The organism is Cyanobium sp. NIVA-CYA 375, assembly GCF_056108345.1.
This window is the reverse complement of record NZ_JBSYHW010000005.1, coordinates 18910-34747: the sequence shown is the minus strand read 5'-3', so window position 1 is coordinate 34747 and position 15838 is coordinate 18910. Positions and strand designations below refer to the sequence as shown.

Annotated in this window: 14 protein-coding genes; 6 read left to right on the top strand and 8 right to left on the bottom strand. The window is 63.0% G+C overall.

Features of this window, described 5'->3' with window-relative positions; all coding sequences use genetic code 11:
* Window positions 1-21 precede the first annotated feature (21 nt).
* Window positions 22-1638 carry a ferredoxin:protochlorophyllide reductase (ATP-dependent) subunit B gene (locus AC01FP_RS02655; protein WP_474477839.1) on the top strand — a complete coding sequence of 539 codons (1617 nt, stop codon included), beginning with the start codon at window positions 22-24 and terminating at the stop codon, window positions 1636-1638.
* A 106-nt stretch (window positions 1639-1744) separates the two neighbouring features.
* The gene (bchL, locus tag AC01FP_RS02650) at window positions 1745-2644 is read left to right on the top strand and encodes a ferredoxin:protochlorophyllide reductase (ATP-dependent) iron-sulfur ATP-binding protein (protein ID WP_322765358.1); all 900 of its coding nucleotides are present in this window, start codon (window positions 1745-1747) and stop codon (window positions 2642-2644) included.
* A 12-nt stretch (window positions 2645-2656) separates the two neighbouring features.
* Here the strand turns inward: bchL and AC01FP_RS02645 are convergent, their stop codons facing one another.
* The 6 genes from AC01FP_RS02645 to AC01FP_RS02620 all read right to left on the bottom strand — a co-directional run bounded on the left by AC01FP_RS02645 (window position 2657) and on the right by AC01FP_RS02620 (window position 9460).
* Window positions 2657-5785 carry an efflux RND transporter permease subunit gene (locus AC01FP_RS02645; protein WP_474477836.1) on the bottom strand — a complete coding sequence of 1043 codons (3129 nt, stop codon included), beginning with the start codon at window positions 5783-5785 and terminating at the stop codon, window positions 2657-2659.
* Window positions 5786-5825: 40 nt separating this feature from the next.
* Window positions 5826-6041 carry a DUF3136 domain-containing protein gene (locus AC01FP_RS02640; protein WP_094561403.1) on the bottom strand — a complete coding sequence of 72 codons (216 nt, stop codon included), beginning with the start codon at window positions 6039-6041 and terminating at the stop codon, window positions 5826-5828.
* Window positions 6042-6077: 36 nt separating this feature from the next.
* Window positions 6078-6389: a cation:proton antiporter domain-containing protein gene (locus tag AC01FP_RS02635; protein ID WP_474477984.1), complete on the bottom strand. Its 312-nt coding sequence runs from the start codon at window positions 6387-6389 to the stop codon at window positions 6078-6080.
* Window positions 6295-6618, bottom strand: a complete 324-nt coding sequence (locus AC01FP_RS02630; protein WP_474477994.1) for a hypothetical protein — start codon at window positions 6616-6618, stop codon at window positions 6295-6297. The genes AC01FP_RS02635 and AC01FP_RS02630 overlap by 95 nt, the downstream gene beginning before the upstream one ends.
* A gap of 170 nt (window positions 6619-6788) precedes the next feature.
* On the bottom strand, window positions 6789-8282 hold the full coding sequence (locus AC01FP_RS02625; protein WP_474477833.1) for a bifunctional orotidine-5'-phosphate decarboxylase/orotate phosphoribosyltransferase: 1494 nt from the start codon (window positions 8280-8282) through the stop codon (window positions 6789-6791).
* A gap of 26 nt (window positions 8283-8308) precedes the next feature.
* The gene (locus AC01FP_RS02620) at window positions 8309-9460 is read right to left on the bottom strand and encodes an acetate/propionate family kinase (protein WP_474477831.1); all 1152 of its coding nucleotides are present in this window, start codon (window positions 9458-9460) and stop codon (window positions 8309-8311) included.
* Between the two features lie 68 nt (window positions 9461-9528).
* Here AC01FP_RS02620 and AC01FP_RS02615 point away from each other — a divergent pair, with 68 nt between their 5' ends.
* Entirely contained in the window at window positions 9529-11142 is a 1614-nt protein-coding gene (locus AC01FP_RS02615) for a Na/Pi cotransporter family protein (protein ID WP_474477829.1), read from the top strand.
* Here AC01FP_RS02615 and pyrC read toward each other — a convergent pair.
* Complete coding sequence (gene pyrC, locus AC01FP_RS02610; protein ID WP_474477827.1) at window positions 11128-12192, bottom strand: dihydroorotase; 1065 nt, start codon at window positions 12190-12192, stop codon at window positions 11128-11130. The two genes, AC01FP_RS02615 and pyrC, sit on opposite strands and share 15 nt — an antisense overlap.
* 123 nt (window positions 12193-12315) lie before the next feature.
* Between pyrC and AC01FP_RS02605 the strand changes: the two genes are divergently transcribed.
* The 3 genes from AC01FP_RS02605 to AC01FP_RS02595 all read left to right on the top strand — a co-directional run bounded on the left by AC01FP_RS02605 (window position 12316) and on the right by AC01FP_RS02595 (window position 14741).
* Window positions 12316-13533 (top strand): NAD(P)/FAD-dependent oxidoreductase, encoded by a 1218-nt coding sequence (locus AC01FP_RS02605; protein ID WP_474477825.1) that lies wholly within the window; start codon window positions 12316-12318, stop codon window positions 13531-13533.
* Between the two features lie 146 nt (window positions 13534-13679).
* A complete protein-coding gene (locus AC01FP_RS02600) occupies window positions 13680-14231 on the top strand; it encodes a phosphatase PAP2 family protein (RefSeq protein ID WP_474477823.1) in 552 nt (183 codons plus the stop codon).
* Window positions 14232-14516: 285 nt separating this feature from the next.
* Entirely contained in the window at window positions 14517-14741 is a 225-nt protein-coding gene (locus AC01FP_RS02595; protein WP_474477820.1) for a DUF3136 domain-containing protein, read from the top strand.
* Between the two features lie 8 nt (window positions 14742-14749).
* On the opposite strand, the gene AC01FP_RS02590 is transcribed toward AC01FP_RS02595, so the two are convergent.
* Window positions 14750-15778 carry an AraC family transcriptional regulator gene (locus AC01FP_RS02590; RefSeq protein WP_474477818.1) on the bottom strand — a complete coding sequence of 343 codons (1029 nt, stop codon included), beginning with the start codon at window positions 15776-15778 and terminating at the stop codon, window positions 14750-14752.
* Between the last annotated feature and the right edge of the window lie 60 nt (window positions 15779-15838).

Here is a 15838-nt window from a genome sequence, read left to right as displayed (position 1 = left end):
CACCCGTCCCATTAATCAGTCATGGAACTCACCCTCTGGACCTACGAAGGCCCCCCCCACGTGGGTGCCATGCGCATAGCCGCCTCGATGGAGGGGGTGCACTACGTACTGCACGCCCCCCAGGGCGACACCTATGCCGATCTGCTGTTCACGATGATTGAACGGCGCGACCGGCGCCCGCCCGTTACCTACACCACCTTCCAGGCCCGCGACCTGGGTGGCGACACCGCCGAGCTGGTGAAGCGTTCGATCGCTGCAGCCGTGGAGCGCTTCCAGCCCGAGGCGCTGCTGGTGGGCGAGAGCTGCACCGCCGAGCTGATCCAGGACCAGCCTGGCTCCCTGGCGGCGACCATGGACCTGGGCGGCATCCCGGTGGTGAGCCTGGACCTGCCGGCCTACTCCAAAAAGGAGAACTGGGGCGGCGCTGAAACCCTCTATCAACTGGTGCGAGGCCTGCTCAAGGCCCAGGTGCCGCCGCCCGGCGAGCCCAAGCCCGATCCGACTCGCTGGCGTGCCGAGGGCCGGCGGCCCCGGGTGAATCTGCTGGGACCAAGCCTGCTGGGTTTCCGCTGCCGCGACGATGTGGGCGAGATCAGCCAGTTGCTGGCTGGCTACGGCATTGATGTGGCGGTGGTGGCGCCCCTGGGGGCCCGTCCGGCCGACCTGATGCGGATCCCCACGGCTGACGCCAATGTGAGCCTCTATCCCGAGCTGGCGGGCCCGGTATGCAGCTGGCTGGAGCGCAGCTTCGGCATGCAGACGGTGAAAACCGTGCCGATCGGCATTGGCGCTACGGCCGCCTTTTTGCGGGAGCTGCACGGGGTGCTGGGTTTGGAGCTGCCCGCTGAGCTTGAAACTGCAGCCGACGGCACCTGCGCGGCTGAACAGCGCTCGCGGCTGCCTTGGTATTCGCGCTCGGTGGACTCCACCTACCTCACCGGTAAGCGGGTGTTCATTTTTGGCGATGCCACCCACGCCATCGCTGCAGCCCGCATCGCCAGCCGCGAGCTGGGCTTCAAGGTGGTCGGCCTGGGGAGCTACAGCCGCGAGCAGGCACGGGAGGTGCGGGCGGCCGCGCAGGAGCTGGGGCTGGAAGCGTTGATCTCAGACGACTACCTGGCCGTGGAGGCGGCGATGGCGGAGGCGGCCCCGGAGCTTGTGCTCGGCACCCAGATGGAGCGCCACAGCGCCAAGCGCCTCGGCATCCCCTGCGCAGTGATCAGCTCACCGCTGCATGTTCAGGATGTGCCAGCGCGCACCTCGCCCCAGATGGGTTGGGAGGGGGCAAACGTGATCTTCGATAGCTGGGTGCATCCGCTGATGATGGGTCTGGAGGAGCACCTGATCGGCATGTTCCGCCACGATTTTGAATTCGTGGATGGGCACCTCAGCCACTTGGAGGGTGCCAGTGCCCCCGCCAAGCACCCCGAGACACCAGCTAATGACACTGCGCCAGCCAGCATTCCCGGCGATGGGGTGATCGTTTGGAGCCCTGATGGTGAAGCTGAGCTGGCCAAGATCCCCTTCTTTGTGCGGGGCAAGGTGCGTAAAAACACGGAGGCCTACGCCCGCGAGCAGGGCCTAGCTCTGATCGACAGCGAAGCCCTTTATGAGGCCAAGGCCCATTTCGCTCCATGATGAATTGGATGGCAATAGCTGGCCCGCGCTGCGGGGGTGACCCAGACGCTCCTTAATTGTTTAGCTAAGAGTTTAAGTTCCGATCTTTTCTGTTTCCCCAACTTCAATGACCACAACACTCAATCCGCCAGCCACTTCCAAGCCCGATGGCGAGGGCAGCGTGCAGGTACACCTTGATCCCACTATGGCGATTGAGGAGGGTGCCTTAGTGCTGGCGGTTTATGGCAAAGGTGGGATCGGCAAGTCCACCACCTCTTCCAACCTGTCGGCCGCCTTCTCCAAGCTGGGTAAGCGGGTGCTGCAGATCGGTTGCGATCCCAAGCACGACAGCACTTTCACCCTCACCAAGAGGATGGTGCCCACCGTGATCGATATTCTCGAAACGGTTGATTTTCATACTGAAGAGTTGCGGCCCGAAGACTTCGTGTTTGAGGGTTACAACGGTGTGATGTGTGTGGAGTCTGGTGGTCCGCCGGCGGGTACTGGTTGCGGTGGCTATGTCACTGGTCAGACGGTGAAACTGCTCAAGGAGCACCACCTGCTCGAAGAAACCGATGTGGTGATCTTTGATGTGTTGGGAGATGTGGTGTGTGGTGGCTTTGCCGCACCGCTTCAGCACGCCCACTACTGCCTGATCGTTACTGCCAATGATTTCGATTCGATCTTCGCGATGAACCGGATCATGCAGGCCATCAATGCCAAGGCCAAGAACTACAAGGTGCGTCTCGGTGGTGTGATCGCCAACCGCTCTGAGGAGACCGACGAAATCGACAAGTTCAATGCCCGTACGGGTCTGCGCACCATGGCCCATTTCAAGACCGTGGACGCGATTCGTAAATCCCGCCTCAAGAAGTGCACCATCTTTGAGATGGAAAGCACGCCGGAAGTGGTCGCGGTGCAGGAGGAATACCTCAAGCTGGCCCGCCGGATGCTCGATGACGTCGAGCCCTTGGAGGCCGAATCCCTCAAGGATCGGGAGATCTTCGACCTGCTCGGCTTCGATTGATGGATGGGGGATCTACCCCACGCCAGCAGCCTTAGGGGCGCCCCGCTCCCAGCCCTTAACGATTCGGTAAACCACCGGCACCGCGAACAGGCTGAGGACGGTGGCCACCAGTAGCCCCGAAAACACCACCGTGCCGATACTCACCCTGCTGCCTGAGCCGAAGCCACTGGCCAGCAGCAGGGGCACGAAGCCCGCCAGTGAGGAAATGGCCGTAAGCAGAATCGGGCGTAGGCGTGCGATGGCGGCGCCCCTGATCGCCGTGTCTAGATCCAGTCCTTCTGCCATGCGCTGGTTGGCAAACTCCACGATCAAGATGCCGTTCTTGGCAGCCAGGCTCACCATCACCAGCAAGCCCATCTGGCCATAAACGTCCAGGGGCAGGCCCCGCAGCATCAGGCCGCCGATGGCCCCAAGCATGGCAAGGGGCACGGTCACCAGGATGATGAAGGGGTCGGCAAAGTTGTCGTAGAGGGCTGCGAGCACCAGCACCATCACCAGGATCGCCAGAGCAAACACCCTCACGTTGCCGCCACCGGCGCGCGACTCTTCCCGAGCCAGGCCGGCCCATTCCAATTCGGTGCTGCCGCCCAGCTGCCGCTGCACTTCCATCAGGCTGGCCATGGCTTGGCCACTGCTCACGCCAGAGCGGGGCAGGGCCCGGATGCTGATCGAACGCACCAGCCGGGTGTGGTTGATCGAGGTTGGGCCTGTGCCTTGTTCGATCCGCACCAATTGGGCCAGGGGGATCAGCTGGCCGTCGCGGGTCTTTACCTGTAGGGAGAGCACATCATCGGCGCTGCGGCGCGAGGCGCCGTCGAGTTGCACAATCACCTTGCGCACCTGGTCGCTCTCAAAGCTGTCATTGACATAGTCGCTGCCGAAGCTGGCCCCGAGGGTGTCAACCACGGTGCTGAGATCCACCCCGAGGGAGGCCATCTGCAGCCGATCTGGCACAAGCTGCACCAGGGGGGCACCGGCGGTGAAGCGGGTTGAAACCCGTTCAAAGCGATTGGTGGCTTGGGCGGCCCGGATAAAGACCTGGGCTTGCTGCTCGAAGTCAGAGAGGCTGAGTTGACCGTTGCTGTTGTCCAGTAGTTCGAGCTCGAGCCCGCCTTCGGCACTAAAACCGCGCACAGAGGGGGCCTCGCTGAGCTGCACCACTGCACCGGAGACGCGGCGGCGCAACTCGCCATTGAGTCGCTGCACTACGGCCCGCGTAGCTGCCTCGGCGCTGCGGCGCTGCTCGATCGGCGCCAAACGCATGAAGAAGATGCCCTTGTTGGGGCTGCTGTCTCCAAAGGAGCGGCCTGCATAAAAGTTGGCCCGAGTTATCAGCGGCTCTTCGGCCACCACCTGGCGTACCTGCTCCAGCACCCGTTGGGTCTGCTGCAATCCGAGGCCATCGGCCAATATCACAACCCCGCGCAGCTGACCGTTGTCCTCCTGGGGGATGAAGGCTTTCGGTAGGGCTTGCAGGCCAAATCCTGTGAGCAGCAGGCCGGCCAGCAGCAGGGAAACCACCAGCCGCCGCCGCTCCATAGTCCAGGCCAGCCAGCGGCCGTAGGGCACCTCCAACCCTTCGAGCCAGCGCCGTGGCGGGTCGATCCAACGCAGCAGCCAGGTCGGTTCGCGTCGCTCGGGATTGAGGAGGCGACTGCTGGCCACCGGCGTAAAGCTCAGAGCATTCAGGGTGGAGAAGGCGATGGCACCGCTGATCGTGATCGCGATCGGCGCATACAGCCGGCCCAAGCTGCCCCCCAGGCCCAGCACCGGAATAAACACCACCACCAGGGCTAGGGAGGTGGCTACCACGGCCCCGCCCAGCTCGGCCATGGCTTCGCGGGCAGCTAGCAAGGGCGGCTTACCAGCCTGCAGCCGGCGGCCAATGTCCTCGCTCACCACGATTGCATCGTCCACCACCAGTCCAGAGGCCAGCACCAAGCCAAACAGGGTGAGGGTGTTGAGCGATTGGCCGGCAAGCTTCAGCACGCTCAACGAGCCGATCAGGGCCACTGGCACTGCGGCAGCTGTGATCAGGGCCAGGCGGCTGTTGCCAAGGCCTAGCAGTAGCACCAAGAACACCAGCAACACCGCATCGCGCAGGCTGTTGAGGGTGCCCTGGATGCTGCCGCGCACAAAGTCGGCCTCATCAACAATCAGCTGCTGATCTACCCCGGGCGGAAATTCGGGTGCAAGCTCATCGAGGGCTGCATTCACCGCTTCGCTTACGGCGATGGCGTTGCTGCCGTCGCGCTGGTTGATCAGCACGGCTACCGCTGGTCTGCCCTGCAGGTTGGTGGCGATCGTGTCGTAGGTCTCGCTGCCCAGGCTCACCCGGCCCACATCCCGCAGCAGGGTCACGCCGCCATTAGTGCTGCGGGCCACCACCAGCTGCTCAAATTCCGCTGGACTGCGCAGGCGACCTTCCATGCGCAACGGCAGGGTGAGCTCCTGTCCACTGGGGCTGGGGGCTTCACCCGTTTGGCCCAAGGCCGCCAGCACGTTTTGCTGCTGCAGGGCTGTGCGCACCTCGGTAATGGTGAGGCCGCGCTCCTCGAGTTGGGCCGGGTTGAGCCAGAGCCTGAAGGCCAGGCTGTTGCCACCTGAAAGGGTGACATTGCCCACCCCAGGCACCCGCTGCAGCTTCTCTTTCACCACCTGATAGAGCCAGCCGCTCAAAAAGGTGTCGCCATAGAGCTTGGGATCGGCACTGAAGCTCAGAATCATCAGCAGGTCGTCGGAGCTGCGCCGCACCTGCACCCCGAAGCGCGCCACTGGTGCCGGCAGCTGGCGAGTTACCACCGCCACTTCGTTCTGGGTGTTGATCTGGTTGAGCTCGGGGTCGCCGCCCTCAAATCCCAGGGTGATGGAGCTGCCGTTGGCGGAGCTGGTGGAGCGGATACTGTCGAGCCGCTCGAGGCCGTTGAGCTGTTGCTCCAGCAGGGCGGTGACCCCCTGCTCTACCACCTCAGGGCCGGCGCCTGGGTAGGTGGCCCGCACCGTGACCCGGTTGGGAGCAATCGGCGGCAGGTTTTCCACCTGCAGCAGCGGTAAACACACCAGCCCTACTAACAGCACCAGCAGGCTCACCACCAAGGTGAGTACGGGCCGGCGCAGAAAGGGATCTGAGATCGATTTCATGGGAGCCTTTGCGTTGCTCTGCTCGGGCCGGGATTAAGGATCAGCCGAGATCGCGTTTCAGCACAACGCATAGATAGTCAGGCGCTTTATAGCGACTAGGCAGGCAGATATGCAGTTGCTCCAAACGGCTCCAGCAGACGGTGCGCTGAATGGCGGCTACGGTCTTTCCCTCCTTTAGGAGCAGCCGCAGGGCCTTGCAATAGAGCGAATAATTGGCCTCGAGTTCCCCGATGGTGAGTCCCTGACTGCTGCTCATCGCACGGGTGGGCGTCCAGGAGTTGCAAAGACGCAACTACAACCCTACGGCTTCAGGTGGCGCCGAAATCAGGTTGAGCCGGCGGCAGAGCCGCGGCAGGGTGAGGCCTTGGGCTAGCAGGTTGATCAGCACCACAATGAATAGGACGCTTTGGGCGTTGTGGGCTAGGGCAACGACGGAGCCTGGGTCGACACCGCGTAGGTGACTGATTTGATCGAACGCGCTGTAACAGAGGGCCAGTGGCACTGCCCCCCTAAGGCCACACCAAGACACCAGCACGCTGTCTTGCCAGCGGAAGGGGGAGAGCGGTTGGAACACCAAGACTCTGATTGGTCGCACCACCAGCATCAACACCGCCGCTCTCAGCCATGGTGTTGAAGGGCAGCAGCACCTCTTGAATGGATTCATGGTTGATATCGGCTTGGCGGTAGACCATGTTGGTCATCATCATTCCAGTGATGTACACCGAAATCAATCCGGATCCGCCTAGGAAGTAGCTACAGCCATAATCTACAAAGGCAATAGACATGGCCACGATCAGTAGCTGGGATTTGTCGTGGGCCAGCTCATTAATCACAAATTGGCCACATAACCACACCGCCTACCGCCAGGGCCAGGCCATATTCCAAAAAGCCCCGGATAGTTTTGATATCCGTTTTCAGCCCCGCATAAGCTGACCTTCCAAGGGCACCCCATTAAGACCTGGTGCTTGAGCAAAGAGGGCTGGCTGAGCCAAGAGGGTCGCGATCACGGCTGGGCTGAGTCGGCATGGGCCGAGCCGAGGCTCGCCGCCTGGGCATCGCTGAGCCGGCCGGCCCGCTGCAGCACAGCGGTGATCTGGGCAATGTCCAGCACGGAATGGCAGCTGTAGCCGGCCGCCGCCAGCCGCTCCCGGGCGCGGCGGTCATGGTCGCCGCCATGGTCGATGAACACCACCACGTCCTGCACCCTCAGGCCCGAGCTCTCCAGCTTGCCGATGCCCTCCAGGACGCTGCCGCCGGTGATCAAGATGTCGTCTACCACCACCACCCGGTCGCCCTCCTCGAAATCGCCCTCGATCAGGCGCCGGGCGCCATGGGCCTTCACCTCCTTGCGGGGGTAGATGAGCGGCTTGTGCAGTTGCAGCGAAAGCCCAGTGGCGGTGGGCAGGGAGCCGTAGGGGATGCCGGCGATGCGGTCAAATTCGAGGCCCTGCAACTTGCCGGCATAGGCGTGGAGCACCCGGTGGAACAGGTTTGGGTCGGAGATTATCTGGCGCAGATCGACGTAGTAGTTGAAGACCGCGCCCGAGGCTTGTACGTATTCGCCAAATAGCAGGCAGCCGATGTCGAAGAGATCAACAATTAAGCTTTCGAGTGGATCGGCGCTTGGTTGCTGCTCAGGTAGCCACAGGGCACAGGTATCTGGGTTGCCCTTGTCGTGATTTTCCAGCCACTGGTGCCGCTTAGCCGTGATCTGCTGTTTGAGCGCCTCGGCTCGGCTGGCCATGTCGTCTTCTACCAGCAGGTTTTGAGGTAGGGGCAGCAGCAGCCCATCGGCGGCGGCCCCCAGGCCGGCCTGCAGCATGGCGTCGAGCTTTTCCTCTTCCCCCCAGAGGCTGCGCAGGATCAAGAAGCGCTCGGGCGCTTCGGCCCGCACCCGCGCCAGGATTTGCGGATCACTGGTGCCCACCTCCAGCAGCAGCTGGTCGGGGGTGGCCCACAGCTGGGTCTCGCGCACAATCTGCAGGTAGAGCGGTGTCTCCTCATTCGGGTAGTGCTGGATCTGGCGCGCCGCCTGGTTCGAGCTGTGGCAGGTCATCACCACGGCCTTGTCTGGATAGAGCAGGAAGGGGGCAGCGATGTCCTGGCCAGCCAGGGGGGAGAGGGTCACCGCATCGGCGCCCAGATCTTTAAACAGGTAGTGGGCCAGGGCCGAGGAGGAGTTGAGATCGCCGTGTTTGGCGTCGATAATCAGGGGGAGATCGCGGGGCACCAGGTCGCGCACCTCCAGCAGCAGCTCCAGTCCCACCGGCCCGAGGGCCTGATAAAAACCAAGGCTGGGCTTGTAGGCGCACACATGGGGCCCTGTGGCCTCGATCACCGCCTTGATCCAGTGGCGGGCCTGGCTGAGGAAGGAGCGGCCCGCCAGGCCCCGCCGCGCTGCCCAGCTCTGCAGCATCTCCGGGTTGGGATCAAGCCCGGTAACCAGCAGCGACTGGCGGTCGGCGATGGCGTCGGTGAGTTTTACGAAGAAGCCCATCGCCCGCAGGCTGTTTGGGCTCGTTGTTAAGCCAGCCGTTGGCCTGTCCGCCGGCTGGTGACACAGCTCTTTGCAATCAGCCGCACCATCAACCCTTCCTCATCGGCGGCCACCCGCAGCCAGCGCAGCCCCGGCAACCAGGCCAGGGCCTGCTCCAGTTCGGTGGCGAGGGCGTCGTCGTGTTCGCCGATGCCGCCGCTGAGGGCGATGGCCTCCACTCCTCCAAGGCTGGCTGCCATCGCCCCAATTCCTTGCAGCAGCCGGTGGCGGAACACCGCGATTGCCAGCTGGGCGCCGCGGTGGCCCTCGCCAGCCTGTAGGCGCAGCTCCCGCATGTTTCCGCTGAGCTCGGATAGCCCCAGCAGGCCGCTTTGGCGATTTAGTGCCGTATCCAGTTCGGAGACGCCCATTCCCTGGCGCAGCAGGTGCAGCAGTAGTCCTGGATCCACGCTGCCGCTGCGGCTGGCCATCACCAGCCCCTCCAGCGGCGTGAAACCCATTGTGGTGTCGACGCTGCGCGGCTGGCCCTGGGGATCGATTTCGATCGCGCAGAGGGAGCAGCCGGCGCCGAGCTGGCAGCTGATCAGGCGGCGTATGTCTGGCTCACGGGCCGCCACCGTTTCGCCCACGTGCTGGTGGTTGAGGCCGTGGAAGCCAAAGCGGCGCAGGCCCTGCTGGCGCCACGGCGCCGGTATGGCGTAGGTGGAGGCAGCTTCGCTGAGGCTGGCGTGGAAGGCGGTGTCGAAGCAGGCCCACTGCTGGATGGAGCTGCCCTCCAGTTGACCCTCCAGCTGGCTTTGCAGCCAGGTGATGGCCTCCAGCGCTGGGCCGTTGTGCAGCGGGGCTAGGGGCACCAGGTTTGCCAGCTCCGCCAGCACCTGCGGGCTCAGCAGGGTGGGAGCGCTGAAGCGGGCACCACCGTGCACGATCCGGTGAATTACAAGCTGTGGTAGGGGCTCAAGGGCCGCGAGCAGGGGGGAGAGCCACTGCTCCAAGAGTTCAGCCAGCTGCTGGCCGCCCGAATCGGCCTGGGGAAGCCCCCAGCTGCGCTGCTCTTGCCAGAGCCGTCGGCCGCTCGGATCGCAGAGGGCCAGCTTGACGCTGGAGCTGCCCGTGTTCACCACCAGGGCGTGGGTCATGCGATCGGGTGCAGGCCGGTATCGGGCATAGCCTGGCAAGGCTGCGTTAGAGCCGCCATAGATGCCAGTCCCTGGCGCATGTAGCCGCTGGCGCCCATGACACCCCCATGACGCTCTCCGGCAGTTCCCTGTTCAACGCTGCCGGCGGTCTGGGACTGTTTTTGCTGGGTATGGGCCTGATGACCGAGGCCTTGCGCAGCTTGGCGGGCAACAGCTTGCGTCAGGCCTTGCTGCGCTTCACCCGATCCCCCTGGAGCGGTGCCGCCGCTGGGGCGATCGGTACGGCCCTAGTGCAATCTTCAACCGCCACCACCGTGGCCACGGTGGGGTTTGTCAGCGCTGGGCTGCTCAGTTTCCAGTCTTCCCTCGGGATCATCTTCGGCGCCAACGTGGGCAGCACGGGCCTGGGCTGGCTGGTGGCCCTTTTCGGCATCAAGTTTGAGCTGGCCGGGGTGATGCTGCCGCTGCTGCTGGTGGGGGCTGGCCTGCGGCTGCTGGGCCGCGGCCGCCAGGCGCTGCTGGGTCAGGCCTTGGCTGGGCTAGCGCTGCTGTTTTTGGGTATCGACGCGCTGCAGGAGGCGCTGGCTGGTCAGGGGTTGCTGCTTGATCCGGCCCGCTTTGATGCATCCCTGCCGGGGGGGCGGCTGCAGTTGCTGCTGCTCGGTCTGCTCAGCACGGTGATCACCCAATCTTCGGGGGCGGGGGTGGCCACCACCCTGGCGGCCTTGGCGAGCGGGGTGATCGGCCTGCCCCAGGCCTGTGCCTTGGTGATCGGCATGGATGTGGGAACTACCGTCACCGCCGTGATGGCCTCGCTTGGCGCCAGCCTCAGCGCCCGCCGCACCGCGGCGGCTCATGTGATCTTCAACCTCCTCACCGCGATCGGGGCCTTCCTGCTGCTGCCGGCCTACCTGGCGCTGCTACGGCTGGGTTGGCCAGCCCTGAGCCAGCAGGACCCTGAATTTGCTCTCACCGCTTTCCACACCGGTTTCAACCTGCTTGGTGTGCTGCTTGTGCTGCCGTTCACCGCGCCATTTGCCGCCCTGATTCGGCGGGTGGTGCGGCCGGGGGAGGGACGCCTGATCGATGATCTGGCTGACACGCCCCCGGCCGATCTCGCTACCGCCATCGGCCTGGCCCGCCAGTCCCTGCAGGCGTGTCTGCTGGAAATGCTCCAGTTGCTGAGCGATGGGCTGGCTAGGGGCAACGGCAGGCCCGCCTCAGGCGCTCAGCGCTTGGCTGTGCTGCAGGCCGATTTAGATCGACTCCAGCTTTATCTCGATCAGATCCATCTAGCGCCGGGGCCGCGTCCGGGCAGCGATGAAGCGGTAAGGGAGGCCCTGCTCCACCTGCTGCATGGTCTTGATCATCTGCAGCGTTTACATGAGCGTTGTGAAGAGGAGCAGGACCGGCTGCGCACCGCAGCCACCAGCTCGAGTTTGGCTAGCGAGCGCCAGAAGCTCCTGGCCGCTCTTGAGCAGCTGCCCGGGCTGGTGCAGCAGGGCCGCTGGGCTCAAGCCAGCGCCCTGGTTAGTGCCTGTGCCCAGGCCTTACAACGCCGCGACGGGTCATACCGCCAGGAGGTGCTGGCTGCGGTGGCCAGGGGCGAGCTCGATGTCGATGCCGGCACGGCCCGGCTGGAGGCGATTCGCTGGCTGCGGCGGGTGAGCCAGCACCTGGGGCGGGCCTGCTATCACCTCGGTGGCTCAGGGCTGCCCTAGCCGCCAGGGCAGGGTTTCTCCAGCATGGAAGGGCACCAGTTCGACGGCGGTGCCGGCCGCATCATTGAGGTGGAGCCGGCTGGGCACCTCCAGGGGCTGCCGCTCCAGGGTGACCGTGGCCTCGTTGAGCGGTAGCCCGTAAAACCGGGGCCCAAACTCCGAGGCGAAGGCCTCCAGCCTCTCCAGGGCACTCTCCTGCTCAAAAACCGCCGCGTAGCTCTCCAACGCAAATGGGGCATTGAAAATGCCAGCGCAGCCGCAGGCCGCTTCCTTGGCAGTGCGGGCGTGGGGCGCGGAATCGGTGCCAAGAAAAAACTTTGGGTTGCCGGAGGTGGCGGCGCCCCGCAGGGCGATGCGGTGCAGTTCCCGCTTGGCCACCGGCAGGCAGTAGAGGTCGGGCCGCAGGCCGCCGGCAAACATGGCGTTGCGGTTGATGTGCAGGTGGTGGGGTGTGATCGTGGCCGCCAGGTTGGCCGGGCCGCTGCGCACAAAATCAACCGCATCGATGGTGGTGATGTGCTCCAGCACCACCTTCAGGTCGGGGTGGCGCCCCAGTAGGGGCTCCAGGTGGCGCTCGATGAATACCGCTTCCCGATCAAAAATGTCGATATCGGCGCTGGTTACCTCGCCGTGGATCAGCAGGGGCATGCCGATGCGCTCGAGGGTGTCGAACACGGGCGTGAGCGCCTCGATTGAGCTGACGCCGGCGGCGGAATTGGTGGTGGCATTGGCCGGGTAGAGCTTGCAGGCCACCCAGGCCCCCGAGTTGAAGCCCCGTTCGATCTCGGCGGGATCAATGGCATCGGTGAGGTATGCCGTCAGCAGTGGTTCGAAGCGACTGCCGTCGGGCAAGGCTTCGCGGATGCGGCGGCGATAGGCCTCAGCGGCCGCCGCAGTGGTGATAGGCGGGCTGAGATTTGGCATCACGATCGCCCGGGCGAATTGGCGGGCCGTAGCCAGGGCAACGGCCTGGAGCATGGAGCCATCCCGCAGATGCACATGCCAGTCATCGGGTTGACGCAGGCTCAGCTGCTGGGGTTGCTGCTGCATGGGTTGGTGACTCACCTGATTAGTACCGTGCCAGGCCTGAAAGATTCACTGCAATCGGGTGCCGGCTGCCGCTTGACCTCCTAAATCTGAACGACGAGCGGTGGTTGCCCGCTTTCTTTCCCCATGGCCCATCACCAGATCCTGATAGTTGGCGGCGGTGCCGCTGGCATCACCGTTGCCGCCCAGCTCAAGCGGGCTCGCAACAGCCTGGAGGTGGCGATCCTGGAGCCCTCGGCTGAGCATTATTACCAGCCAGGCTGGACCTTGGTGGGGGCTGGTGTGTTCAGCCTGGAGGAAACCCGTCGCCCCGAGCGCGACCTGATCCCCTCGGGGGTTCACTGGATCCAGGAGAAGGCTGCCAGCTTTGATCCGGATCGCAATACCGTCACCACCAGCACGGGCGCAACGCTTAGCTACGACGTGTTGATTGTGGCCACCGGCCTGACGTTGCGCTGGGACAAGATCGAGGGGTTGCCAGGCGCCCTGGGGAAGCGCGGCCTGTGCAGCAACTACAGCAAGGACTTTGCGCCTTACACCTGGGAGGCAATTCAAGCCTTTAAGGGCGGTAACGCCTTGTTTACCTGCGCGCCAATGCCGATCAAGTGCCCCGGTGCGCCCCAGAAGATCGCCTATCTGGCCGCCGATGTGTTCAAGCAGAAGCGTCTCAAAGCCAACGTGATTTATGCCACCGCTACCCCGGGCATCTTTGGGGTTCCGGTGTATGCGGAGCCGCTGCGGGAGGTGGTGAAGCGCAAGGGCATCGACGCTCGCTACAGCCACGTGCTTACCGCAGTGCGAGTCGAGAAGCAAGAAGCGGTGTTCATCGTTAGCGAGGGGGAGACCAGCCGCGAGGAAGTGATTCCCTACGACTTGCTGCACGTGACACCGCCGATGGGGCCGCCTGAGGTGGTGGCAACCAGCTCCCTGGCAAACGGTGCCGGATATGTGGAGGTGGATCAGTTCAATCTTCAGCACAGCCGCTTCCCCAATGTGTTTTCGCTGGGCGATGTGAGCGGCATGCCCAACTCCAAAACCGCTGCTGCCGTTCGCGGCCAAGCGCCCGTGCTAGTGGCCAACTTGCTGGCCCATTTGGATGGCTTGCCTCTGGAAGCCGCCTACGACGGCTATAGCTGCTGCCCGCTGATCACAGGCTTCGGCAAAACGATCATGGCCGAATTCAACTATAAGCAGGAGCCGGTTCCCTCCTTCCCGCTCAATCCCACCAAGGAGCGCTGGAGCATGTGGTGGATCAAGCGCAAAGTGTTACCGGGGCTTTATTGGAATCGGATGCTCACCGGCGCCCAACATGAGCGGCACCTTATCCCCGGGGTCAAGAAGTGATTGTCTGAGTGCCAGTTGGGGTAGCAAGTTGTTCAAACATAAAACTTGCCAGCTTGGCACTTCTTCTATGTAGTCCTCAACGCACGCCCATGCAAACCCGGATGCTGCTCACCATTTAGGTGATAAGTTTATTCTTTCACCCCGGCATGATCGCTTTGGCTCACTTGGTTGATCCGGCGGCCAGCATAAAACTTGAGACTGAACGCTATCGCACCGTGATTGGTAAGCCACCAGCGATTGGCAGTCCAGCTGCATCCGACGACCTGGCAATTCTGCGCTGGAACCAACGCAACCGCACTCCCGAGTCAGTGGTTTACACCTGGAGGTTTCTTTATCGCAATCTGAGCAGTTTTGATGCGGCTATCGGTTCCGATCTCTCCAAGTCGGCTCCAACCCTGTTTCAGGGGCTGTCTTCCTTTTTTAAACGAATAGACGGTGTTAAGGACGTACTCAAAGATGAGCTCGCCAGGCCCCGTCCTTTTGTGAGCCACCCAGAGCTGCAGCCTTGTTTACCGCTAGAGGCCGGCTTCTCGTTCCCCAGTGGCCATGCCACCTGGTATGCCTCGGCGGCGCTTCTGTTGGCGGATCTGCTGCCGGAGCGGCGCGAGCGACTGCTGCAGGTGGGGCGGCAAGTTCGTCCGGAGCTGGCCAAGCTGCTCACGCCGCCGCGTGCGGGTCTATCGCTTCTAATGGATTAATTAACGGTGTCCCAGGTCGCTCGCTCAGTGGCAGCTCCCCCGCGATGGTTGTTTGCTGCTTTTTGACGTAACAAGGCCTGCCCTTGCTTCTCAGGTAGAGCCTGAGGTGACTATGCTTTCTAAAAGCAAATTGCGCGAGCAGAAGTGTTTCCACTCGGCTGGACCGGGGGGCCATCCGTTGCAGCAGTTGGCCCGACAGCTACTCCGTTCTTTTCAGCAAGGGCTGTCTGGGATGGCAGAGCGAGTTTCGCCCCGAGCGCAGAGTGGATTGACTAGTATTAGGGCATGAGCGAAGCCCCAAAACCCTCGATCGGCAAGCTTGAGGCTGGCTATCCGGGTTGCTGCAAGGCCTTGAGAATCTTGATCCGGCAAGGGCGTTCGATTGAAACCATTCAGCGCACCGTGGCTTGGGACAGGCTTAAATTGCTACACAATTGCTTGCCAAATCGATATAAAGATCCCGACTATCTCTATGCACTGCTCAAGCGGGAGTTTACCCAGCCGGTCTGAACTTTGTTTTAGCCGTGTAGTCGCGGCCCCTCACGCAATACTTCTGAAGGGCGAATGCCGTAAACGTTGTGGAAGTCGCGGCTGAAGGCGGAGAGGTTGCCAAAGCCGAGTTTTGAGGAGATGCCGGCAACGCTGTCGCTAGGTGAGGGGTTGAGCAGGTGGTGCCGGGCCAGTCCAAGCCGCTGGCGGCGGATCCACTGGATCGGGCCGCAACCAAAGCGCTTGCTGAAGGCAAGTTGCAGATTGCGCCTGGAATAGCCGCTGCGCAGCTCGAGTTCCGTGAGGTTGATTGGTGATTGCAGATTGGCTCCAATCCACTCCAGCAGCTCCTCGAAGATCAGCTCCCTAGAAAGTCCCACGCTCTGCCGGCGGCCCCGCTGCTCCTGCCTCTCGAGTCGGGGGCAGAGGGCTAGGGATAGGACGCGATAGATGAGGTCGTCGATCTTCAGCATCTCCAGATCGCCCCGGCCTTGCAGCTCCGGCGCATCCAGCAGTGCAAAGGCCCGGCGCATGGTGTGCAGCAGTGCTGCCTGCCGGCCCTCAGTCATTGAGAGCACCTTGGGACGCTGCAAATCTGGCGCAAAGCGTCGACTGGAGAGCCCCATCCCGCCGATGGCAGCGGCGGTGTCCTGCAGCCGCTGTAGGTCTACGTGCAACACCAGCCCGTTGTAGTGCCCCGTGGCGTAGGTGTAGGAAAAGCCTGGGTTGAAGTAGAGGGGTGCTTCAGCATGAATGTGGAAGGTGTGCCCGTCCGCTTCGTAGGCCGACTCCCCTTGATAGCAAATGTTGATTGCGCCTACGCCGGTGTTTTCACCGATGCAGCCATGAATAGGGCTTGTATATCCAGAAGTGAGGGTCAGGTCTCCCGCCACGGCAGTGCTCGCCCGGTGCCGAAACGGGTTGAGCAGGGGGTTGCGAGGGGCAAAATCCTTTACAGGAAAGTGCTGGGCCAGCTTGGTCGCCAGGGCTTGGGGATCGGTATCCACCACTGCTTGCTGGTCGTGGAATACCAGAGGGAATTGGGCTACAGAATCCAAGCTGGGCGAAATAGATCAGCTAACACTACAAAACAGCCAGTTTTTCCGTCAAGTCTCATG

Coding starts and splice junctions, on each gene's coding strand:
- AC01FP_RS02655 (WP_474477839.1), top strand. CDS start 22: ATGGAACTCACCCTCTGGACCTACGAAGGCCCCCCCCACGTGGGTGCC.
- bchL (WP_322765358.1), top strand. CDS start 1,745: ATGACCACAACACTCAATCCGCCAGCCACTTCCAAGCCCGATGGCGAG.
- AC01FP_RS02645 (WP_474477836.1), bottom strand. CDS start 5,785: ATGAAATCGATCTCAGATCCCTTTCTGCGCCGGCCCGTACTCACCTTG.
- AC01FP_RS02640 (WP_094561403.1), bottom strand. CDS start 6,041: ATGAGCAGCAGTCAGGGACTCACCATCGGGGAACTCGAGGCCAATTAT.
- AC01FP_RS02635 (WP_474477984.1), bottom strand. CDS start 6,389: ATGCTGGTGGTGCGACCAATCAGAGTCTTGGTGTTCCAACCGCTCTCC.
- AC01FP_RS02625 (WP_474477833.1), bottom strand. CDS start 8,282: ATGGGCTTCTTCGTAAAACTCACCGACGCCATCGCCGACCGCCAGTCG.
- AC01FP_RS02615 (WP_474477829.1), top strand. CDS start 9,529: ATGACGCTCTCCGGCAGTTCCCTGTTCAACGCTGCCGGCGGTCTGGGA.
- pyrC (WP_474477827.1), bottom strand. CDS start 12,192: ATGCAGCAGCAACCCCAGCAGCTGAGCCTGCGTCAACCCGATGACTGG.
- AC01FP_RS02605 (WP_474477825.1), top strand. CDS start 12,316: ATGGCCCATCACCAGATCCTGATAGTTGGCGGCGGTGCCGCTGGCATC.
- AC01FP_RS02600 (WP_474477823.1), top strand. CDS start 13,680: ATGATCGCTTTGGCTCACTTGGTTGATCCGGCGGCCAGCATAAAACTT.
- AC01FP_RS02595 (WP_474477820.1), top strand. CDS start 14,517: ATGAGCGAAGCCCCAAAACCCTCGATCGGCAAGCTTGAGGCTGGCTAT.